The organism is Pseudomonas sp. SWI7, from assembly GCF_006351945.1.
Classification (GTDB): Bacteria; Pseudomonadota; Gammaproteobacteria; order Pseudomonadales; family Pseudomonadaceae; genus Aquipseudomonas; species Aquipseudomonas fulva.
The window spans coordinates 3,638,673-3,664,776 of record NZ_CP040930.1 but is presented as its reverse complement, the minus strand read 5'-3'; the positions used below and the strand labels follow the sequence as shown (position 1 = coordinate 3,664,776).

Sequence of the window (26,104 nt, the reverse complement as noted above, 5' to 3'; positions counted from 1 at the left end):
TACCCCAGCGGGTCACACGGAGAGTCCAATGAGCAGCGTTGTAGCCATCGTCAAAAGTATTGTCGGCCAGGTTATCGCGGTATCCCCTGAAGGCATCCGGCGTGTGCTCATAGAAGGCGATCGACTTCTAGCGGGTGAGCAGGTCCTTACCGGCCCGGGTGGCGCGGTGACGCTGGAGTTGGCAGATGGCCGATTGCTCGACCTTGGTCGTGATACCCAGTGGAGCGCAGACGCGCCTGACAGCAGTACCGATTTGGGCCAGGCCGCTGCCCAGGCGGCGCCGTCTGTCGAAGAATTGCAACAGGCGATCGCCGCAGGCGCTGACCCTACCACCGATCTTGAAGCCACGGCTGCCGGTCCGACTGCTGCGGGCGGCGGTGCAGCAGGTGGCGGCCACAGTTTCGTCATGCTGGAAGAAACGGCCGGCAGCGTTGATCCCACGATAGGCTTCCCTACCGAAGGCCTTGGTTTTGCAGCGGCGGCCGCCCCCGTGGAAGTGGCTGGAACGCAAACCACCGCTGACAACCGAGTCACCGCGCCGACAACTGGCACTACGGTTGCCACCACCCTTGTGGTCGGGGCCACGCCATCGATCAGCGAAGCGGGTGGCGTCATTGTCTATACCGCTACGGTTGGCCAGGCACCGGGCAGCGACCTTGTCATCACGCTGGCCAACGGCTCTGTGATCGTCATTCCGGCCGGGCAGACCACTGGCAGTGTCAATGTCGTGATCCCGCCGAATGACACGCCCTACATTGATGGTGGGCAGATTTCTACAACGGTCACCGGTACCAGCGGGGGCAGTGGCATTACAGTAACCCCACCGCAAGGGCCGTTGGTTACTGAAATTACAGATACCATCGATGTCACCACTGCAACGTTGACCGCCACTCCTTCGGCCACCGAAGGCGGCGTCATCACTTATACCGTGACGCTGACCAACCCGGCCCAGACTCCGGTGACTGTGACCCTGTCCAACGGCCAGGTCATCACTGTTGAGGCAGGTAAGACCCAGGGCAGCATCGACTTCCAGACCCCGGCCAACGATGTTTACAACAACGGTTCGACCGTAAGTGTGACCATCGATAGCGCGACGGGCGGTAACTTCGAACAACTGACGCCGAACCCGACGCCAGCTGTAACGACGATCAATGATTCGATCGACACCACTACCGCGACCCTGACCGCGAGCCCTTCGGTCACCGAAGGTGGCGTGATCACTTACACCGTGACGCTAACCAACCCGGCTCAGACCCCGGTGACTGTGACCTTGTCCAACGGCCAGGTCATCACTGTTGAGGCTGGCAAGACTCAGGGCAGTATCGACTTCCAAACTCCGGCGAACGACGTCTACAACAACGGCTCGACCGTTAGCGTGACCATCGACAGCGCCACGGGTGGCAACTTCGAACAGCTGACCCCGAATCCTGCGGCTGCGGTTACCACGATTAATGATTCGATCGACACCACCACTGCCACGCTGACGGCTTCGCCGAGCGTGACCGAGGGCGGCGTCATCACTTATACCGTGACGCTGACCAACCCGGCTCAGACTCCGGTGACTGTGACCTTGTCCAACGGCCAGGTCATCACTGTTGAGGCTGGCAAGACTCAGGGCAGCATCGACTTCCAGACCCCGGCCAACGATGTTTACAACAACGGTTCGACCGTAAGTGTGACCATCGATAGCGCGACGGGCGGTAACTTCGAACAACTGACGCCGAATCCTGCGGCTGCGGTTACCACGATTACTGATTCGATCGACACCACCACTGCCACGCTGACGGCTTCGCCGAGCGTGACCGAGGGCGGCGCGATCACTTACACCGTGACGCTGACCAACCCGGCTCAGACTCCGGTTACCGTGACCCTGTCCAACGGCCAGGTCATCACTGTTGAGGCTGGCAAGACCCAAGGCAGCATCGACTTCCAGACCCCAGCCAACGATGTTTACAACAACGGCTCGACCGTTAGTGTGACCATCGACAGCGCCACGGGTGGCAACTTCGAACAACTGACGCCGAACCCGACGCCAGCTGTAACGACGATCAATGATTCGATCGATACGACCACTGCCACGTTGACTGCTTCGCCAAGCGTCACCGAAGGTGGCGTGATCACTTACACCGTGACGCTGACCAATCCGGCCCAGACTCCGGTGACTGTGACCTTGTCCAATGGCCAGGTCATCACTGTTGAGGCAGGCAAGACTCAGGGCAGCATCGACTTCCAGACCCCGGCCAACGATGTCTACAACAATGGTTCGACCGTAAGTGTGACCATCGATAGCGCGACGGGCGGTAACTTCGAACAACTGACGCCGAACCCGACGCCAGCAGTTACCACAATCAACGATTCGATCGATACGACCACCGCAACCTTGACGGCTTCGCCGAGCGTCACCGAAGGCGGCGTCATCACCTACACCGTAACGCTGACCAATCCGGCTCAGACTCCAGTGACTGTGACCCTGTCCAACGGCCAGGTCATCACCGTTGAGGCTGGCAAGACTCAGGGCAGTATCGATTTCCAAACTCCGGCAAACGACGTCTACAACAACGGTTCGACCGTTAGCGTGACCATCGACAGCGCTACGGGTGGCAACTTCGAACAGCTGACGCCGAATCCGACGCCAGCTGTAACGACGATCAACGATTCAATCGACTCCACTAGCGCGACCCTGACCGCGAGTCCTTCGGTCACCGAAGGCGGCGTCATCACCTACACCGTAACGCTGACCAATCCGGCTCAGACTCCAGTGACTGTGACCCTGTCCAACGGCCAGGTCATCACTGTTGAGGCTGGCAAGACCCAAGGCAGCATCGACTTCCAGACCCCAGCCAACGATGTTTACAACAACGGTTCGACCGTTAGTGTGACCATCGACAGCGCTACAGGCGGCAACTTCGAACAACTGACGCCGAACCCGACGCCAGCTGTAACGACGATCAATGATTCGATCGACACCACTACCGCGACCCTGACCGCGAGCCCTTCGGTCACCGAAGGTGGCGTGATCACTTACACCGTGACGCTGACCAACCCGGCTCAGACTCCGGTGACTGTGACCCTGTCCAACGGCCAGGTCATCACTGTTGAGGCTGGCAAGACTCAGGGCAGTATCGATTTCCAGACCCCGGCCAACGACGTCTACAACAACGGTTCGACCGTTAGTGTGACCATCGACAGCGCCACGGGTGGCAACTTCGAACAGCTGACCCCGAATCCTGCGGCTGCGGTTACCACGATTAATGATTCGATCGACACCACCACTGCCACGCTGACGGCTTCGCCGAGCGTGAACGAAGGTGGCGTGATCACTTACACCGTGACGCTGACCAACCCGGCTCAGACTCCGGTGACTGTGACCCTGTCCAACGGCCAGGTCATCACTGTCGAAGCAGGCAAGACCCAAGGCAGCATCGACTTCCAAACCCCGGCGAACGACGTCTACAACAACGGTTCGACCGTTAGCGTGACCATCGACAGCGCTACAGGCGGCAACTTCGAGCAGTTGACGCCGAACCCGACGCCAGCAGTTACCACAATCAACGATTCGATCGATACGACCACCGCAACCTTGACGGCTTCGCCGAGCGTCACCGAAGGCGGCGTCATCACCTACACCGTAACGCTGACCAATCCGGCTCAGACTCCAGTGACTGTGACCCTGTCCAACGGCCAGGTCATCACCGTTGAGGCTGGCAAGACTCAGGGCAGTATCGATTTCCAAACTCCGGCAAACGACGTCTACAACAACGGTTCGACCGTTAGTGTGACTATCGACAGCGCCACGGGTGGCAACTTCGAACAGCTGACGCCGAACCCGACGCCAGCTGTAACGACGATCAATGATTCGATCGACACCACTACCGCGACCCTGACCGCGAGCCCTTCGGTCACCGAAGGTGGCGTGATCACTTACACCGTGACGCTGACCAACCCGGCTCAGACTCCGGTGACTGTGACCCTGTCCAACGGCCAGGTCATCACTGTTGAGGCTGGCAAGACTCAGGGCAGCATCGACTTCCAGACCCCGGCCAACGATGTTTACAACAACGGTTCGACCGTAAGTGTGACCATCGATAGCGCCACGGGCGGTAACTTCGAACAACTGACGCCGAACCCGACGCCAGCTGTAACGACGATCAATGATTCGATCGATACGACCACTGCCACGTTGACTGCTTCGCCAAGCGTCACCGAAGGCGGCGTTATCACCTACACCGTAACGCTGACCAATCCGGCCCAGACTCCGGTGACTGTGACCTTGTCCAATGGCCAGGTCATCACTGTTGAGGCAGGCAAGACTCAGGGCAGTATCGATTTCCAGACCCCGGCCAACGACGTCTACAACAACGGTTCGACCGTTAGTGTGACCATCGACAGCGCCACGGGTGGCAACTTCGAACAGCTGACCCCGAATCCTGCGGCTGCGGTTACCACGATTAATGATTCGATCGACACCACCACTGCCACGCTGACGGCTTCGCCGAGCGTGACCGAGGGCGGCGTCATCACTTATACCGTGACGCTGACCAACCCGGCTCAGACTCCGGTTACCGTGACCCTGTCCAACGGCCAGGTCATCACTGTTGAGGCTGGCAAGACTCAGGGCAGCATCGACTTCCAGACCCCGGCCAACGATGTTTACAACAACGGCTCGACCGTTAGCGTGACCATCGACAGCGCCACGGGCGGTAACTTCGAAAAACTGACCGCAAGCCCCACGCCAGCTTCCACGGTCATCAACGACAGTATCGACACCGTCACTGTCAGCATCGCCAGTAACGGCAATGTGACCGAAGATCAGCAGCCGTCCTTTACGGTCAAAGTCAGTCAAGCCTTGGACCGTCCGCTTACTGTCACCCTGTCCAATGGTGACAAAGTCACCATCGAGGCTGGAAAAACCGAGGTCGAGTACAAGCTCGCCGCACAAGGCGACGATGTCATCAAGGATCCAAGCTCGGTCACGCTAGGTGTGACCGACGCTAGCGTCCCGGGTGCCACGTTCGAAAACCTCGTCATCGGTGGCCCGGCAACAGTCGAAATTTCCGACACCATCAGCGAAGTCATCGCAACCCTTACAGCGGACAAGGCGACTGTTACAGAGGGCGGGCAAGTTACCTACACCGTAACCCTGAGCAACGCTCAAGGCTTGCCTGTCACTCAACATGGGGCACTGACGTTCACGCTGACTGACGGGACCAAAGTCACTATTCCAGCCAACAGCATCTCTGGCAGCACCACCATTGCCGTTGGCGATGATGTGTACATGGGTGGCCAGCCTGCTCTGGCGAACAAGCTGGAGTCGGTTTCAGGTGGGGATAACTTCGAGAAGCTGACGCTGGGCAATGAGGTTGTAACCACTACAGTAACTGACGAGCCGGGCTCGGGTACTCCTGGCACTGGCAACCAAGGTGACCTTGTCCAGGTCACTATCACCGCCGACCAAGCCTCCGTCGCCGAAAACGTCAAACCAACGTTTACCGTCCAGATCAACAAAGCCCTGGCCAACGACTTGGTCGTGACCCTGAGCAACAACGCTCAAGTCACCATCAAGGCTGGTCAGACCTCCGTGTCTTACGAGCACGCGGCACAAGGTGACGACGTTTATAAAGATTCGGGCGAAATCAGCGTGGGCATCAAGTCGGCAGCCGACGCGGGCGGCCGCACCTTCGAAAACCTGCAGCTGGGCAACGATGCCTCGGTCAAGGTCACCGACACCATCGATGAAGTTGTAGCCAAGCTGACCGCGACCACTTCGGTTGCCGAGGGCGGCGAGATCACCTACACCGTGACGCTGACCAATAAAGATGGTCTGCCGATCAACAACCACGCAGAGCTGTACTTCCATCTGAAAGACGGCACCACCGTGGTGGTGCCTGCCAACAGCACCGTAGGTTCTGCCACCGCTACTGCGCCTGACAACGTTTATGTGGGCACGAACCCTGCTGTCGTGAACTCGATCGAATCGGTCAGCGGCGCGGATGCCTGGAAGTTCGAGCAACTGACGCTGGATAAAACCCAAGTCAGCACCACAGTTACCGATGAACCTGGGTCGGGTACCCCAGGCACGGGTAACCAAGGCGACTTGGTGTTGGTCACTATTACCGCTGATCAGAACTCCGTAGCCGAGAACGTCAAACCAACGTTCACCGTGCAGATCAACAAGGCTCTGGCCAACGATCTGGTCGTAACCTTGAGCAACAACGCTCAAGTCACCATCAAAGCTGGCCAGACTGCCGTTTCCTACGAGCACGCAGCACAAGGCGACGACGTTTATAAGGACTCGGGCGAAATCAGCCTGGGCATCAAGTCGGCAGCCGACGCAGGTGGTCGCACCTTCGAAAACCTGCAGCTGGGCAACGATGCATCGGTCAAAGTCACCGATACCGTCGATGAAGTTGTAGCCAAGCTTACCGCGTCGACTTCGGTTGCCGAGGGCGGCGAGATCACCTACACCGTGACGCTGACCAACAAAGATGGTCTGCCGATCAATAACCACGCAGAGCTTTACTTCCACCTGAAAGACGGCACCACCGTGGTGGTGCCTGCCAACAGCACCGTAGGTTCTGCCACCGCTACTGCGCCGGACAACGTTTATGTGGGCACTAACCCTGCCGTCGTGAACTCGATCGAATCGGTCAGCGGCGCGGATGCTTGGAAGTTCGAGCAACTAACGCTGGATAAAACTCAGGTCAGCACCGAAGTTACCGACGAGCCAGGTTCGGGTACGCCAGGTACTGGTAACCAAGGCGACTTGGTGTTGGTCACCATCACTGCCGACCAGACTTCGGTAGCTGAAAACGTTAAACCGACGTTCACCGTGCAGATCAACAAGGCCCTGGCCAACGATCTGGTCGTAACCTTGAGCAACAACGCCCAAGTCACCATCAAAGCTGGCCAGACTGCCGTTTCCTACGAGCACGCAGCACAAGGCGACGACGTTTATAAGGACTCGGGCGAAATCAGCCTGGGCATCAAGTCGGCAGCCGACGCGGGTGGTCGCACCTTCGAAAACCTGCAGCTGGGCAACGATGCATCGGTCAAAGTCACCGATACCGTCGATGAAGTTGTAGCCAAGCTTACCGCGTCGACTTCGGTTGCCGAGGGCGGCGAGATCACCTACACCGTGACGCTGACCAATAAAGATGGTCTGCCGATCAACAACCACGCAGAGCTGTACTTCCACCTGAAAGACGGCACCACCGTGGTGGTGCCTGCCAACAGCACCGTAGGTTCTGCCACCGCTACTGCGCCTGACAACGTTTATGTGGGCACGAACCCTGCCGTCGTGAACTCGATCGAATCGGTCAGCGGCGCGGATGCTTGGAAGTTCGAGCAACTGACGCTGGATAAAACTCAGGTCAGCACCGAAGTTACCGACGAGCCAGGTTCGGGTACGCCAGGTACTGGTAACCAAGGCGACTTGGTGTTGGTCACCATCACTGCCGACCAGACTTCGGTAGCTGAAAACGTTAAACCGACGTTCACCGTGCAGATCAACAAGGCCCTGGCCAACGACTTGGTTGTGACCCTGAGCAACAACGCTCAGGTGACCATCAAAGCCGGCCAGACTGCTGTGTCGTACGAGCACGCTGCTCAGGGCGATGACGTCTACAAAGACTCCGGCGAAATCAGCCTGGGCATCAAGTCGGCAGCAGACGCTGGCGGCCGCACCTTCGAAAACCTGCAGCTGGGTAACGAGGCGTCGGTCAAAGTCACCGATACCATCGACGAAGTTGTAGCCAAGCTGACTGCGACCGACTCGGTCACCGAAGGCGGTCAGATCACTTACACCGTGACCCTGACCAACAAAGACGGCTTGCCAATCGACAAACATGGCGCGCTGACCTTCACCCTGGACGATGGCAAAACTGTCATCACCATCCCGGCCAATGGCACGACCGGCTCGGTCACTGTGACCGCGCCTGACAACGACTATGTAGGTGCCAATGATCCGGTCGTCAAATCGATCGCTTCCGTTACCGGCGCAGATGTTGGCAAGTTCGAACAGCTGACGCTCGACAAGACCCCAGTCAGCACCGAAGTTACCGACGAGCCAGGTTCGGGTACGCCAGGCACTGGCAACCAAGGCGACCAAGTGCTGGTTACCATTACAGCGGATCAAACTTCGGTAGCCGAAAACGTCAAACCAACGTTCACCGTTCAAATCAACAAAGCCCTGGCCAACGATCTGGTCGTGACCCTGAGCAACAACGAGAAGGTCACTATCAAAGCCGGCGAAACCAGCGCCCAGTACACTCACGCAGCTCAAGGCGACGACGTCTACAAAGACTCCGGCGAGATCAGCCTGGGCATCAAGTCGGCGGTCGACGCGGGTGGCCGCACTTTCGAAAATCTGCAGCTGGGTAACGATGCCTCGGTGAAGGTCACCGACACCGTTGACGAAGTTGTGGCCAAACTGACTGCGACCGACTCGGTTACCGAGGGCGGTCAGATCACTTACACCGTGACCCTGACCAACAAAGACGGCCTGCCAATCGACAAACACGGCGCGCTGACCTTCACGTTGGACGATGGCAAGACCACCATCACCATCCCAGCCAACGGCACAACTGGTTCGGTCACTGTGACCGCGCCTGACAACGACTATGTCGGTGCTAACGATCCGGTCGTCAAATCGATCGCCTCCGTTGCCGGCGCTGATGTTGGCAAGTTCGAACAGCTCACTTTGGACAAGACGCCGGTCAGCACTACTGTCACCGACGAGCCAGGCTCGGGTACCCCGGGCACCGGTAACCAGGGCGACCAAGTATTGGTCACCATCACTGCCGACCAGACTTCGGTAGCTGAAAACGTTAAACCGACGTTCACTGTTCAGATCAACAAGGCTCTGGCCAACGACTTGGTCGTGACCCTGAGCAACAACGCTCAAGTCACCATCAAAGCTGGCCAGACTGCCGTAACGTACGAGCACGCCGCACAAGGCGACGACGTCTACAAAGACTCCGGCGAAATCAGCCTGGGCATCAAGTCGGCAGCAGACGCTGGCGGCCGCACCTTCGAAAACCTGCAGCTGGGTAACGAGGCGTCGGTCAAAGTTACCGATACCATCGACGAAGTTGTCGCGAAACTGACTGCTACCGACTCGGTTACCGAAGGTGGTCAGATCACCTATACCGTGACCCTGACCAACAAAGATGGCCTGCCGATCGACAAGCATGGCGCGCTGACCTTCACCCTGGACGATGGCAAAACTGTCATCACCATCCCGGCTAACGGCACTACCGGTTCGGTAACCGTTACGGCGCCTGACAACGACTATGTCGGTGCCAATGATCCGGTCGTCAAATCGATCGCTTCCGTTACCGGCGCAGATGTTGGCAAGTTCGAACAGCTGACGCTCGACAAGACCCCAGTCAGCACCCAAGTTACCGACGAGCCAGGTTCAGGTACGCCAGGCATGGGTAATCAGGGCAACCAAGTGCTGGTTACCATTACAGCGGATCAAACTTCGGTAGCCGAGAACGTCAAACCGTCGTTCACCGTGCAGATCAACAAGGCTCTGGCCAACGACCTGGTCGTGACCCTGAGCAACAACGCTCAAGTCACCATCAAAGCTGGCCAGACTGCCGTAACGTACGAGCACGCCGCACAAGGCGACGACGTCTACAAAGACTCCGGCGAAATCAGCCTGGGCATCAAGTCAGCAGCCGATGCGGGCGGCCGTACCTTCGAAAACCTGCAGCTGGGTAACGAGGCGTCGGTCAAAGTTACTGACACCATCGATGAAGTTGTAGCCAAGCTGACTGCGACCGACTCGGTCACCGAAGGCGGTCAGATCACTTACACCGTGACCCTGACCAACAAAGACGGCTTGCCAATCGACAAACATGGCGCGCTGACCTTCACCCTGGACGATGGCAAAACTGTCATCACCATCCCGGCCAATGGCACGACCGGCTCGGTCACTGTGACCGCGCCTGACAATGACTACGTCGGTGCCAACGATCCGGTCGTTAAATCGATCGCCTCCGTTACCGGCGCAGATGTTGGCAAGTTCGAACAGCTGACGCTCGATAAGACCCCAGTCAGCACCCAAGTTACCGACGAGCCAGGTTCGGGTACGCCAGGCACTGGCAACCAGGGCGACCAAGTGCTGGTTACCATTACAGCGGATCAAACTTCGGTAGCCGAGAACGTTAAACCTACGTTCACTGTGCAGATCAACAAAGCCTTGGCCAACGACCTAGTCGTGACCCTGAGCAACAACGCCCAGGTCACCATCAAAGCTGGCCAGACTGCTGTTTCTTATGAGCACGGCGCCCAAGGCGACGATGTCTACAAAGACTCGGGTGAAATCAGCCTGGGCATCAAGTCGGCAGCCGATGCTGGCGGTCGCACCTTCGAGAATCTGCAGCTGGGCAACGATGCCTCGGTCAAAGTTACCGACACTATCGACGAAGTTGTAGCCAAGCTCACCGCAACCGAGTCGGTCACCGAAGGCGGTCAGATCACTTACACCGTGACCCTGACGAACAAAGATGGCTTGCCAATCGACAAACACGGCGCGCTGACCTTTACCCTGGACGATGGCAAGACCGTCATCACCATCCCAGCTAACGGCACTACCGGTTCGGTTACTGTGACCGCGCCTGACAACGACTACGTCGGTGCCAATGATCCGGTCGTCAAATCGATCGCCTCCGTTGCCGGCGCAGATGTAGGCAAATTCGAGCAACTGACGCTCGACAAAACGCCGGTCAGCACCGAAGTTACCGACGAGCCAGGTTCGGGCACGCCAGGCACTGGTAACCAAGGCAACCAAGTGCTGGTCACCATCACTGCTGACCAGACTTCGGTAGCTGAAAACGTTAAACCGACGTTCACCGTGCAGATCAACAAGGCCTTGGCCAACGACCTGGTCGTGACCCTGAGCAACAACGCTCAAGTCACCATCAAAGCTGGCCAGACTGCTGTTTCTTATGAGCACGCCGCCCAAGGCGACGACGTCTACAAAGACTCCGGTGAAATCAGCCTGGGCATCAAGTCGGCAGCCGACGCGGGTGGTCGTACGTTCGAGAACCTGCAGTTGGGCAACGATGCATCGGTCAAAGTCACCGATACCATCGATGAAGTTGTAGCCAAGCTCACCGCGACCGACTCGGTCACCGAAGGCGGTCAGATCACTTACACCGTGACCCTGACCAACAAAGACGGCCTGCCAATCGACAAGCATGGCGCGCTGACCTTTACCTTGGACGATGGCAAGACTGTCATCACCATCCCGGCTAACGGCACTACCGGTTCGGTAACCGTTACGGCGCCTGACAACGACTATGTCGGCGCTAACGATCCGGTCGTTAAATCGATCGCCAGCGTTACTGGTGCGGACGTCGGCAAGTTCGAACAGCTCACTTTGGATAAAACGCCGGTCAGCACTGCTGTCACCGACGAGCCAGGTTCGGGTACCCCGGGCACTGGTAACCAAGGCGATCAAGTGCTGGTTACCATTACCGCGGATCAAACTTCGGTAGCCGAGAACGTCAAACCAACGTTCACCGTGCAGATCAACAAAGCCTTGGCCAACGACTTGGTCGTGACCCTGAGCAACAACGCTCAGGTGACCATCAAAGCCGGCCAGACTGCTGTGTCGTACGAGCACGCTGCTCAGGGCGATGACGTCTACAAAGACTCCGGTGAAATCAGCCTGGGCATCAAGTCGGCAGCGGACGCGGGTGGTCGTACCTTCGAAAACCTGCAGTTGGGTAACGAGGCGTCGGTGAAAGTCACCGACACCATCGACGAAGTTGTCGCGAAACTGACTGCTACCGACTCGGTTACCGAAGGTGGTCAGATCACCTACACCGTGACCCTGACCAACAAAGATGGCCTGCCAATCGACAAACACGGCGCGCTGACCTTCACCCTGGACGATGGCAAGACTGTCATCACCATCCCAGCCAACGGCACCACCGGTTCGGTCACTGTGACCGCGCCGGACAACGACTATGTCGGCGCTAACGATCCGGTCGTCAAATCGATCGCTTCCGTTGCCGGCGCAGATGTTGGCAAGTTTGAACAGCTCACTTTGGATAGGACGCCGGTCAGTACTGCTGTCACCGACGAGCCAGGCTCGGGTACCCCGGGCACCGGTAACCAGGGCGACCAAGTATTGGTCACCATCACTGCCGACCAGACTTCGGTAGCTGAAAACGTTAAACCGACGTTCACCGTGCAGATCAACAAAGCCCTGGCCAACGACTTGGTTGTGACCCTGAGCAACAACGCTCAGGTGACCATCAAAGCCGGCCAGACTGCTGTGTCGTACGAGCACGCCGCACAAGGCGACGACGTCTACAAAGACTCCGGCGAAATCAGCCTGGGCATCAAGTCGGCAGCGGACGCTGGCGGCCGTACCTTCGAGAACCTGCAACTGGGTAACGAGGCGTCGGTGAAAGTCACCGATACCATCGACGAAGTTGTGGCGAAGCTAACGGCTACCGACTCGGTTACCGAAGGTGGTCAGATCACCTATACCGTGACCCTGACCAACAAAGATGGCCTGCCGATCGACAAGCATGGCGCGCTGACCTTTACCCTAGACGATGGCAAAACTGTCATCACCATCCCGGCTAACGGCACTACCGGTTCGGTAACCGTTACGGCGCCTGACAACGACTATGTCGGTGCCAACGATCCGGTCGTTAAATCGATCGCCTCCGTTACCGGCGCAGATGTTGGCAAGTTCGAACAGCTGACGCTCGACAAGATCCCAGTCAGCACCCAAGTTACCGACGAGCCAGGTTCAGGTACGCCAGGCACGGGTAACCAGGGCAACCAAGTGTTGGTCACCATCACTGCCGACCAGACTTCTGTTGCCGAGAACGTTAAGCCGACGTTCACCGTGCAGATCAACAAGGCTCTGGCCAACGACCTGGTCGTGACCCTGAGCAACAACGCCCAAGTCACCATCAAAGCCGGCCAGACTGCCGCGTCTTACGAGCACGCCGCTCAGGGCGACGACGTTTACAAAGACTCGGGCGAAATCAGCCTGGGCATCAAGTCGGCAGCAGACGCGGGTGGTCGTACCTTCGAAAACCTGCAGCTGGGTAACGAGGCGTCGGTCAAAGTTACCGATACCATCGACGAAGTTGTCGCGAAACTGACTGCTACCGACTCGGTTACCGAAGGTGGTCAGATCACCTATACCGTGACCCTGACCAACAAAGATGGCCTGCCGATCGACAAGCATGGCGCGCTGACCTTTACCCTAGACGATGGCAAAACTGTCATCACCATCCCGGCTAACGGCACTACCGGTTCGGTAACCGTTACGGCGCCTGACAACGACTATGTCGGTGCCAACGATCCGGTCGTTAAATCGATCGCCTCCGTTACCGGCGCAGATGTTGGCAAGTTCGAACAGCTGACGCTCGACAAGATCCCAGTCAGCACCCAAGTTACCGACGAGCCAGGTTCAGGTACGCCAGGCACGGGTAACCAGGGCAACCAAGTGTTGGTCACCATCACTGCCGACCAGACTTCTGTTGCCGAGAACGTTAAGCCGACGTTCACCGTGCAGATCAACAAGGCTCTGGCCAACGACCTGGTCGTGACCCTGAGCAACAACGCCCAAGTCACCATCAAAGCCGGCCAGACTGCCGCGTCTTACGAGCACGCCGCTCAGGGCGACGACGTTTACAAAGACTCGGGCGAAATCAGCCTGGGCATCAAGTCGGCAGCCGATGCGGGTGGTCGTACCTTCGAAAACCTGCAGCTGGGTAACGATGCTTCGGTCAAAGTCACTGACACCATCGATGAAGTTGTAGCCAAGCTCACTGCGACCACTTCGGTTGCCGAAGGCGGTCAGATCACTTACACCGTGACCCTGACGAACAAAGATGGCTTGCCAATCGACAAACACGGCGCGCTGACCTTTACGCTGGACGATGGCAAGACCGTCATCACTATCCCGGCCAATGGCACTACTGGCTCGGTCACTGTGACCGCGCCTGACAATGACTATGTCGGTGCCAATGATCCGGTCGTCAAATCGATTGCAACCGTCACTGGCGCAGATGTTGGCAAGTTCGAGCAACTAACGCTCGATAAGACACCTGTCAGCACCCAAGTGACCGACGAGCCAGGTTCGGGCACGCCAGGCACTGGTAACCAAGGCAACCAAGTGCTGGTCACCATCACTGCTGACCAGACTTCCGTTGCTGAGAACGTTAAGCCGACGTTCACCGTTCAAATCAACAAAGCCCTGGCCAACGATCTGGTCGTGACCCTGAGCAACAACGAGAAGGTCACTATCAAAGCCGGCGAAACCAGCGCCCAGTACACTCACGCAGCGCAAGGCGACGACGTCTACAAAGACTCCGGCGAAATCAGCCTGGGCATCAAGTCGGCAGCGGACGCTGGCGGCCGTACCTTCGAGAACCTGCAACTGGGTAACGAGGCGTCGGTGAAAGTCACCGACACCGTCGACGAAGTTGTGGCGAAGCTAACGGCTACCGACTCGGTCACCGAAGGTGGTCAGATTACCTACACCGTGACCCTGACGAACAAAGATGGCTTGCCAATCGACAAGCATGGCGCGCTGACCTTCACCTTGGACGATGGCAAAACTGTCATCACCATCCCGGCTAACGGCACTACCGGTTCGGTAACCGTTACGGCGCCTGACAACGACTATGTCGGTGCCAATGATCCGGTTGTCAAATCGATTGCAACCGTCACTGGCGCAGACGTTGGCAAGTTCGAACAGCTCACTTTGGATAAAACGCCGGTCAGTACTGCTGTCACCGACGAGCCAGGGTCGGGTACCCCGGGCACCGGTAATCAGGGCGACCAAGTATTGGTCACCATCACTGCCGACCAGACTTCTGTTGCCGAGAACGTTAAACCAACGTTCACCGTCCAGATCAACAAGGCTCTGGCCAACGACCTGGTCGTGACCCTGAGCAACAACGCCCAAGTCACTATCAAAGCCGGCCAGACTGCCGCGTCTTACGAGCACGCCGCTCAGGGCGACGACGTTTACAAAGACTCGGGTGAAATCAGCCTGGGCATCAAGTCGGCAGTGGACGCGGGTGGTCGTACCTTCGAAAACCTGCAGTTGGGTAACGAGGCGTCGGTGAAAGTCACCGACACCATCGACGAAGTTATCGCGAAACTGGCTGCGACCGACTCGGTTACCGAAGGCGGTCAGATCACTTACACCGTGACCCTGACCAACAAAGATGGCCTGCCGATCGATAAGCATGGCGCGCTGACCTTCACCCTTGATGATGGCAAGACCACCATCACTATCCCGGCGAACGGCACCACGGGTTCGGTTACCGTCACAGCGCCTGACAACGTCTATGTTGGCGCGAACGACCCGGTCGTCAAATCGATCGCCTCCGTTGCCGGCGCAGACGTTGGCAAGTTCGAGCAGCTGACGCTCGACAAAACGCCTGTCACCACTCAGGTTACCGATGAGCCTGGCTCGGGAGTTCCTGGTACTGGCAACCAGGGCGACCTGGTCCAAGTGACTATCACCGCCGACCAGACCTCTGTCGCCGAGAACGTCAAGCCGACCTTCACCGTGCACGTGAATACCGCACTGGCCAATGACCTGGTCGTGACCCTTAGCAACAACGAGAAGGTCACTATCAAAGCCGGTGAAACCAGCGCCCAGTACACCCACGCCGCACAAGGCGACGACGTCTACAAAGACTCGGGTGAAATCAGCCTGGGCATCAAGTCGGCAGCCGATGCTGGCGGTCGCACCTTCGAGAATCTGCAGCTGGGCAACGATGCCTCGGTCAAAGTTACCGACACCATCGACGAAGTTGTAGCCAAGCTCACCGCGACCGACTCGGTCACCGAAGGCGGTCAGATCACTTACACCGTGACCCTGACCAACAAGGATGGCCTGCCGATCGACAAACACGGCGCGCTGACCTTTACGCTGGACGATGGCAAAACCACCATCACCATCCCGGCCAACGGCACGACCGGCTCGGTCACCGTCGCCGCGCCTGACAATGACTATGTCGGCGCTAACGATCCGGTCGTCAAATCGATCGCTTCCGTTACCGGCGCAGATGTAGGCAAGTTCGAGCAATTAACGCTCGATAAGACACCTGTCAGCACCCAAGTGACCGACGAGCCAGGTTCGGGCACGCCAGGCACTGGCAACCAAGGCGACCAAGTGTTGGTCACCATCACTGCCGACCAGACTTCTGTGACCGAGAACGTTAAACCAACGTTCACCGTGCAGATCAACAAGGCCCTGGCCAACGACTTGGTCGTGACTCTGAGCAATAACGCTCAGGTCACTATCAAAGCCGGCCAGACTGCCGTTTCTTACGAGCACGCCGCACAAGGCGACGACGTCTACAAAGACTCCGGCGAAATCAGCCTGGGCATCAAGTCGGCAGCCGATGCGGGTGGTCGTACCTTCGAGAACCTGCAGTTGGGCAACGATGCATCGGTCAAAGTCACCGATACCATCGACGAAGTTGTAGCCAAGCTGACTGCTACCGAATCTGTTACAGAAGGTGGTCAGATCACCTACACCGTGACCCTGACCAACAAAGATGGCCTGCCAATCGACAAACACGGCGCGCTGACCTTCACCCTGGACGATGGCAAGACCGTCATCACCATCCCAGCCAACGGCACCACTGGTTCGGTCACTGTGACCGCGCCGGACAACGACTATGTCGGTGCTAACGATCCGGTCGTGAAGTCGATCGCCTCCGTTACCGGTGCCGATGTTGGCAAGTTCGAACAATTAACGCTCGATAAGACACCTGTCAGCACCCAAGTTACCGACGAGCCAGGTTCGGGTACGCCAGGCACTGGCAACCAAGGCGACCAAGTGTTGGTCACCATTACCGCGGATCAAACTTCGGTAGCCGAGAACGTCAAACCTACGTTCACCGTGCAGATCAACAAAGCCTTGGCCAACGACCTGGTCGTGACCCTGAGCAACAACGCCCAAGTCACTATCAAAGCCGGCCAGACTGCCGTTTCCTACGAGCACGCAGCACAAGGCGACGACGTCTACAAAGACTCCGGTGAAATCAGCCTGGGCATCAAGTCGGCAGCCGACGCGGGTGGTCGTACGTTCGAGAACCTGCAGTTGGGCAACGATGCATCGGTCAAAGTCACTGACACCATCGATGAAGTTGTAGCCAAGCTCACTGCGACCACTTCGGTTGCCGAAGGCGGCGAGATCACCTACACCGTAACGCTGACCAACAAAGATGGTCTGCCGATCAACAACCACGCAGAGCTGTACTTCCATCTCAAAGATGGCACTACCGTGGTGGTGCCTGCCAACAGCACCGTAGGTTCGGCCACCGCTACCGCGCCGGACAACGTTTATGTGGGCACGAACCCTGCTGTCGTGAACTCGATCGAGTCGGTCAGCGGCGCGGATGCTTGGAAGTTCGAACAACTGACGCTGGATAAAACCCAAGTCAGCACCGAAGTTACCGACGAGCCAGGTTCTGGAACCCCGGGTACGGGTAACCAAGGCGATTTGGTACTGGTCACCATTACGGCTGACCAAACCTTCGTAGCCGAGAACGTCAAGCCGACCTTCACCGTGCAGATCAATAAGGCCCTGGCCAACGACTTGGTCGTGACCCTCAGCAACAACGAGAAGATCACCATCAAGGCCGGCCAAACCAGCGCCCAGTACACCCACGCAGCGCAGGGCGACGACGTCTACAAGGACTCTGGCGAAATCAGCCTGGGCATCAAGTCGGCAGCCGATGCTGGCGGTCGTACCTTCGAAAACCTGCAGCTGGGCAACGATGCATCGGTCAAAGTCACCGATACCATCGATGAAGTTGTGGCGAAGCTGACTGCGACCGATTCGGTCACCGAAGGCGGTCAGATCACCTACACCGTGACCCTGACCAACAAAGATGGCCTGCCAATCGACAAGCATGGTGCGCTGACCTTCACGCTGGACGATGGCAAGACCGTCATCACTATCCCGGCCAATGGTACGACCGGTTCGGTAACCATTACCGCGCCTGACAATGACTACGTCGGTGCCAACGATCCGGTCGTCAAATCGATTGCAACCGTCACTGGCGCAGATGTAGGCAAGTTCGAGCAGCTGACGCTCGACAAAACGCCCGTCACCACTCAGGTTACCGATGAGCCTGGCTCGGGAGTTCCTGGTACTGGCAACCAAGGCGACCAAGTGCTGGTTACCATTACCGCGGATCAAACTTCGGTAGCCGAAAACGTCAAACCGTCGTTCACCGTGCAGATCAACAAGGCTCTGGCCAACGACTTGGTCGTGACCCTCAGCAACAACGCTCAAGTCACCATCAAAGCTGGCCAGACTGCCGTAACGTACGAGCACGCCGCACAAGGCGACGACGTCTACAAAGACTCCGGCGAAATCAGCCTGGGCATCAAGTCAGCAGCCGATGCGGGCGGCCGTACCTTCGAAAACCTGCAGTTGGGCAACGATGCATCGGTCAAAGTTACTGACACCATCGATGAAGTTGTAGCCAAGCTGACTGCGACCGACTCGGTCACCGAAGGCGGTCAGATCACCTACACCGTGACCCTGACCAACAAAGACGGCTTGCCAATCGACAAACATGGCGCGCTGACCTTCACCCTGGACGATGGCAAGACCGTCATCACCATCCCGGCCAACGGCACCACGGGTTCGGTTACCGTCACAGCGCCTGACAACGTCTATGTTGGCGCGAACGACCCGGTCGTCAAATCGATCGCAACCGTCACTGGCGCAGACGTTGGCAAGTTCGAGCAGCTGACGCTCGACAAAACGCCTGTCACCACTCAGGTTACCGATGAGCCTGGCTCGGGAGTTCCTGGTACTGGCAACCAGGGCGACCTGGTCCAAGTGACTATCACCGCCGACCAGACCTCCGTTGCCGAGAACGTCAAGCCAACGTTTACCGTGCACGTGAATACTGCACTGGCCAATGACTTGGTCGTGACCCTTAGCAACAACGAGAAGGTCACTATCAAAGCCGGTAAAACCAGCGCTCAGTACACCCACGCCGCGCAAGGCGATGACGTCTACAAAGACTCGGGCGAAATCAGCCTGGGCATCAAGTCGGCAGCCGATGCTGGCGGTCGCACCTTCGAGAACCTACAACTGGGTAACGAGGCTTCGGTCAAAGTCACTGACACCATCGACGAAGTTGTGGCGAAGCTGACTGCGACCGATTCCGTGGCCGAAGGTGGTCAGATCACCTACACCGTGACCCTGACCAACAAGGACGGCTTGCCAATTGACAAGCATGGCGCGCTGACCTTCACCCTGGACGATGGCAAAACCACCATCACCATCCCGGCCAACGGCACGACCGGCTCGGTCACCGTCGCCGCACCTGACAACGTCTACATCGGCGCCAACGACCCGGTCGTCAAATCGATCGCGGCGGTCAGCGGCCCGGATGTCTGGAAGTTCGAACAGCTCACCCTGGACAAGACCCCGGTCAGCACCGCAGTCACCGACGAGCCAGGTTCGGGTACGCCAGGCAATGACAACCAGGGTGACCTGGTACTGGTGAACATCGTGGCCAACCAGGTCTCGGTCAACGAAGCCACGCCACCCCTGTTCACGCTGACCCTGAACCGCGTGCTGGACAAGGACCTCACGGTCACCCTGAGCAACAACGCCACTGTTGTGTTCAAGGCCGGCGAGACCAGCAAGTCCTATGTCGCACCTGCCCAGGGCGATGACGTCTTCAAGGACGAAGGCAAGATCCAGATCGGTATCGTCAAGGCCGAAGTGCCGAATGCTACCTTCGAGAATCTGGTGCTGGGCGCGCCTGCATCGGTCGATGTCACCGACACCATCAGCAAAGTCACTGCGGTGCTGGCTGTGGATAACACCTCGGTCGTCGAAGGCGGGAAGATCACCTACACCGTAACCTTGATCAGCGAAGACAGCGACCTGCCGGTCACTGGCCACGGTGGCGTGACCGTCACCTTGACCGGTGGCACCCAGGTATTCATCGCCGCCGGCTCTGCTACTGGCACCGTCACCATCAATGCGCCAGATGACGTGTACGTCGGCGGCCAGCCTGCGGTCACCAAGTCGATTACCGACATCACGGTCGCAGGCGCCAAGCAATTTGAAAACCTGGTGGCGGACAAGTCGCCGGTTACCACGACCGTGCACGACGAACCTACCGGCCAGGGCGACCTGGTGCAGGTCAATATCGTCGCCAATCAGGTGTCGGTGAACGAAGCCACTGCGCCGACCTTCACCCTGAGCCTGAACCGCGCACTGGACAAGGACCTGACCGTTACCCTGAGCAACAACGTCACCGTTGTGTTCAAGGCTGGCGAGATGACCAAGACCTACACGGCTGCTGCGCAAGGCGATGACGTCTTCAAGGACGAGGGCAAGATCGAGGTTGGCATCGTCAAGGCAGAAGTGCCGAACGCCACCTTCGAGAACCTGGTCATTGGCGGCCCGGCTTCGGTCAACGTCACCGACACGATCAGCAAGGTCACTGCCGTGTTGGCTGTGGATAACACCACCGTGACCGAAGGCGGCAAGATCACCTACACCGTGACCTTGGTCAGCGAAGACAACAACCTGCCGGTTACCGGCCATGGTGGCGTGACCGTCACCCTGACCGGCGGCACCCAGGTGTTCATCGCAGCCGGCTCCGCCAGTGGCAGCGTCAGCATCAATGCCCCAGATGACGTGTATGTCGGCGGCCAGCCTGCCATCACCAAGGCCATCACGGATATCAGTGTGGCGGGTGACAAGCAGTTCGAGAACCTGGTGGCCAACCAGTCGCCAGTGACCACCACCGTAACGGACGAACCTGCTGGGCAGGGCGACCTGGTACAGGTCAACATCGTTGCAGACCAAGTGTCGGTCAATGAAGCCACGGCCCCGACCTTCACCCTGAGCCTGAACCGTGCGCTGGACAAGGACCTGACCGTCACCCTGAGCAACAACGCCACCGTTGTGTTCAAGGCTGGCGAGCTGACCAAGACCTACACGGCCGCGGCGCAGGGCGACGACGTGTTCAAGGACGAGGGCAAGCTGGAGATCGGCATCGCCAAGGCTGAAGTGCCGAACGCCAAGTTCGAGAACCTGGTGCTGGGCGCGCCTGCCTCGGTCAACATCACCGACACCATCAGCAAGGTCACCGCCGTGCTGGCTGTGGATAACACCACTGTGGCTGAAGGCGGCAAGATCACCTACACCGTGACCTTGGTCAGCGAAGACAACAACCTGCCAGTGACTGGCCATGGTGGCGTGACCGTCACCCTGACCGGCGGCACGCAAGTGTTCATCGCGGCAGGTTCTGCCAGCGGCACTGTCAGCATCAATGCGCCGGACGACGTGTACGTCGGTGGCCAGCCTGCAATCACCAAGGCCATCACGGACATCACCGTCGCCGGTGACAAGCAGTTCGAAAACCTGGTGGCCAGCAAGGCGGCAGTCACGACCACCGTGACCGACGAGCCGGCTGGGCAGGGCGACCTGGTACAGGTCAACATCGTTGCAGACCAAGTGTCGGTCAATGAAGCCACGGCCCCGACCTTCACCCTGAGCCTGAACCGTGCGCTGGACAAGGACCTGACCGTCACCCTGAGCAACAATGCTACCGTTGTGTTCAAGGCTGGCGAGCTGACCAAGACCTACACGGCTGCTGCGCAGGGCGACGACGTGTTCAAGGACGAGGGCAAGCTGGAGATCGGTATCGCCAAGGCTGAAGTGCCGAACGCCAAGTTCGAGAACCTGGTGCTGGGCGCGCCTGCCTCGGTCAACATCACCGACACCATCAGCAAGGTCACCGCCGTGCTGGCTGTGGATAACACCACTGTGGCTGAAGGTGGCAAGATCACCTACACCGTGACCTTGGTCAGCGAAGACAACAACCTGCCAGTGACTGGCCATGGTGGCGTGACCGTCACCCTGACCGGCGGCACCCAGGTGTTCATCGCTGCCGGTTCTGCCAGCGGCACCGTCACCATCAATGCGCCGGACGACGTGTACGTCGGTGGCCAGCCTGCGATCACCAAGGCCATTACGGACATCACCGTGGCCGGTGACAAGCAGTTCGAAAACCTGGTGGCGAGCAAGACCACCGTCACCACGGCGGTGACCGATGAGCCGGCCGGCCAGGGTGACCTGGTACTGGTCAACATCGTGGCCAACCAAACCTCGGTCAATGAAGCCACGCCGCCTCTGTTCACCCTGACCTTGAACCGCGTGTTGGACAAGGACCTCACCGTCACCCTGAGCAACAACGCCACCGTTGTGTTCAAGGCCGGGGAGACCAGCAAGTCCTATGTCGCGCCAGCTCAGGGCGATGACGTGTTCAAGGACGAGGGCAAGCTGGAGATCGGCATCGCCAAAGCCGAAGTGCCGAACGCCAAGTTCGAGAACCTGGTGCTGGGCGCGCCTGCCTCGGTCAACATCACCGACACCATCAGCAAGGTGACTGCTGTGCTGGCTGTGGATAACACCACCGTCGTCGAGGGTGGCAAGATCACCTACACCGTGACGCTGGTCAGTGAAGACACCAGCCTGCCTGTGACAGGCCACGGCGGTGTGACCGTGACCCTGACCGGTGGCACGCAAGTGTTCATCGCGGCGGGTTCTGCCAGCGGTACGGTCAGCATCAATGCGCCGGACGACGTGTACGTCGGTGGGCAGCCTGCGATCACCAAGGCGATCACCGACATCAGCGTTGCTGGTGACAAGCAGTTCGAAAGCCTGGTGGGCAGCAAGACTGCCGTAACCACTACCGTGACCGACGAGCCGAGTGGCCAGGGTGACGTGACCACCGTAGGCATCAGTGGCACCACTTCGCTGACCGAAGGCGAGACGGCGCATTACACCCTGACGTTGAGCAATCCATCCCAGTCCGAAGTGACCGTCACCCTCAGCTACTCGGGCACGGCCAAGAACGGTGAGGACTTCACGGGTGTCACTACCGTGAAGATTCCGGCCAACAGCTCCGGCGTGACCTTCGATGTGCCGACGATCGACGACAAATTGGTCGAAGGCACCGAGAACTTCACGGTCAAGATCGAAAACGCCACCGGTGGCAACTTCGAGAACTTGCAGGTAAACGGCAGCAAAGGCAGCGTCACCACCGCCATCCTCGACAACGACAACCTGCCGGTTTCCCCAGGCGGTGCCGTGTATGGCGTGGAAGACACCGACTACGTATTCGCCTGGGGGGACTTCAAGGTCACCGACCCGGATGGCAACACCGGTCTGGCCGTGACCATCACCTCGCTGCCGGCTGCAGGCAGCCTCAAGTACTTCAACGGCAGCAGCTGGACCAACGTTACCGTCGGCCAGGTGATCAGCCAGGCCGATATCGCCGCCAGCAAGCTGAAGTTCGTGCCGCTGCTAAACCAGTCTGGCGCTGACGGCTACGGTGGCACCGGCGTGGGCAACCAACAGGCCGACTACGCGCAGTTCAAGTACAAGCCCAACGACGGGACCAACCTGGGCACCGAGACGACCATGAAGGTCGATATCAGCCCGGTGGCCGACATGCCGACCCTGGCCATCGGCAGTGCCGATGTGGTGTCCAAAGGCCTGACCAAGGAAGTGTGGACCACCCTGAAGGACCTGGGCACCAACGGCAATGGCATCACCGGTGATGCACTCAAGACGGTCTTTGCCAACTCCGGCAGCGCCACCTCCAGCGGCACTACCACCAACGTCCAGTCCGACGGCAGCGTGAATGGGGGCAGCGGTTCGAAGACCTCCGGCCTGATCTACCTGGAAGCAGGCAAGACCTACACCTTCAGTGGTACTGCCGACGACAGCTTCCTGGTCAATATCGGTGGCAAGACCGTGGTCACGGCCACGTGGGGTGGCGGCGGCCAGGTGACGGGGTCGTTCACGCCTACGGCGACCGGCTACTACCCGATCGAGGTTTACCACGCCAACCAGTCCGGCCCGGGCAGTTATGACCTGAACATTCAGGTGGGCTCTGGCGGCGTGACGGATCTGAGCAGCGCGAACATTCGCATGTACCAGAACGTGACCGAGATGGCCAACGCTGGCCTGAGCGTGTCCGACGCGCACACGGTCAATGGTCAAACCTACTACGATGGCTACAAGCTCAACGAAGGCCCAGAGAATGGTACGGTGAAACTGGTCGGTATTTCGACCGCCCTGACCGATACCGATGGTTCCGAGACGCTGAACGTCACACTGGGCGGCTTACCAAAAGGAACGGTGTTAACTGACAACGCAGGACATACAGCTACAGTCGCCGATGGGCCGATCAATGTAACAGGGTGGAAACTCAGTGGCTTGACCCTTACCCCACCTGCCTACTTCAAGGGCTCGTTTGACATCACGGTCACTTCAACGGCTACTGAAAGTCTGGGTGACTCCGCTAGTACCGTTGGCCGTATTCCGGTTACGGTTTATGGCGGCGTTTACAAAGCCAGTGTTGGTACATCGGGCAGCGACGTACTGAATGGCAGCGAAGGTCATGACATCATCGTGGCGGATGTATCTGGCCTGAACGTGGTGGCCGGAAAAAACTACAACATTGCATTCATTGTCGACAGCTCCGGCAGTATGACAGACGAATCGATTGCCGCAGCGAAGACACAGCTGGAATCTGTATTCAAGACACTCAAAGCGAGTTTGGGGGCCGACACGTCGGGAACGGTTAACCTCTTCCTGGTAGATTTCGATACTCAGGTCAACCAAAATATAGCCGTCAATCTATCGGACGCGAATGCTCTGAGCCAACTTCAAAGTGTTCTGAGCTCCATGCAGGGCGGCGACTACGGCGGCGGCACCAATTATGAAGATGCGTTTAAAACTACAGCTAACTTCTTCAAGAGCAAGATGGCGCTGGGCAATACGAACGCTGAGAATCTTACGTACTTCATTACCGATGGTAAGCCGACCTATTACCAGCGTGGCGAGCAGACTGATGCCCGACTGTGGACGAACGGCAAAATGCTGGACGAGGTTGTTAATGTTAACAACTACAAGGTTGGTGCCACGTTCAGTGAGTGGGCTGACTCGACTCACAGGGTGGACATAAACAGCGCTGGACAGGTAAAAGTTACAACTTATGGCTACAATTTCTGGGGTTCGTTTGTTGCCATGTCCACGAGCACTATCGGGACAATCCATGCCCAAGGTGATGGCACCTACGAGCTGTCCAGTTTGGGCGGCACTGGCAAGAATTCATCCTCGAATTGGAGCGATTCGGCTACAAATACAACTGATAGTTTCATGTTGCTTGGTGGCAGTTCGACCGTGCCGGGACTGAGTAAGGTTCAGGCTATTGGTTTGAATTCTGACGTCAGCCTCGCTGATCTCAAACCGTACGATACGGCGGGCAAACCGCAGACCAATATAGATCCGTCCAAACTGGCAAGCGCGATTCTTGGACATACTGAGGCGACGTTGCCTGGTGCCGATACGGTCGACGGTGGAAATGGCAACGACATCATCTTTGGTGACTTGATTACCTTGAACGGTGTTGTCAGCGAGGGCTATCAGGCCTTGCAAACGTATGTCGCCCAGAAAACAGGGGTTGATGCCAGTGCTGTCACCACTAGTAATGTTCACCAATACATCGCTGAGCACTACACCGAGTTCGATATTTCAGGGCCTAACGACGGCAACGACATCCTGTCGGGCGGCAACGGCAACGACATCCTGTTCGGTCAGGGCGGCAACGACATCCTCGATGGCGGCAAAGGCAATGACATCCTGTTGGGTGGCTCAGGCAACGACACCCTCATCGGCGGTCCGGGTAACGACATCCTGATCGGCGGCAGCGGTGCCGATACCTTCGTCTGGAAGGCCGGCGATTATGGCAATGACGTCATCAAGGACTTCAACCGCTCCGAAGGTGACCGCATCGACCTCAAGGACCTGTTGCAAGGCGAGAAAGGCAGCACCATCGACAACTACCTCAAGCTGTCGACGGTGGAGGGCACCACGACGTTGCAGGTCAGCAGCGAAGGCAAGCTCAACACCGATGGCGGGCTGGCCAATGCTGACGTCACCATCAAGCTGGAAGGTGTGAACTGGTCCAACCAGACGATCAACTCGTTGATCAGCGGTGCCGACCCGACCATCATCATCCACAACAAAGACAGCTGA

General features: G+C 58.2%; 1 protein-coding gene. It reads left to right on the top strand.

The window, feature by feature from the left end:
- The first annotated feature begins 28 nt into the window (after positions 1-28).
- Positions 29-26,104 carry an immunoglobulin-like domain-containing protein gene (locus tag FH041_RS16690; protein ID WP_140174890.1) on the top strand — a complete coding sequence of 8,692 codons (26,076 nt, stop codon included), beginning with the start codon at positions 29-31 and terminating at the stop codon, positions 26,102-26,104.

Bases quoted from the DNA above. Each gene is read 5' to 3' on its own strand.
- FH041_RS16690 (WP_140174890.1), top strand. From the start codon at position 29: ATGAGCAGCGTTGTAGCCATCGTCAAAAGTATTGTCGGCCAGGTTATC.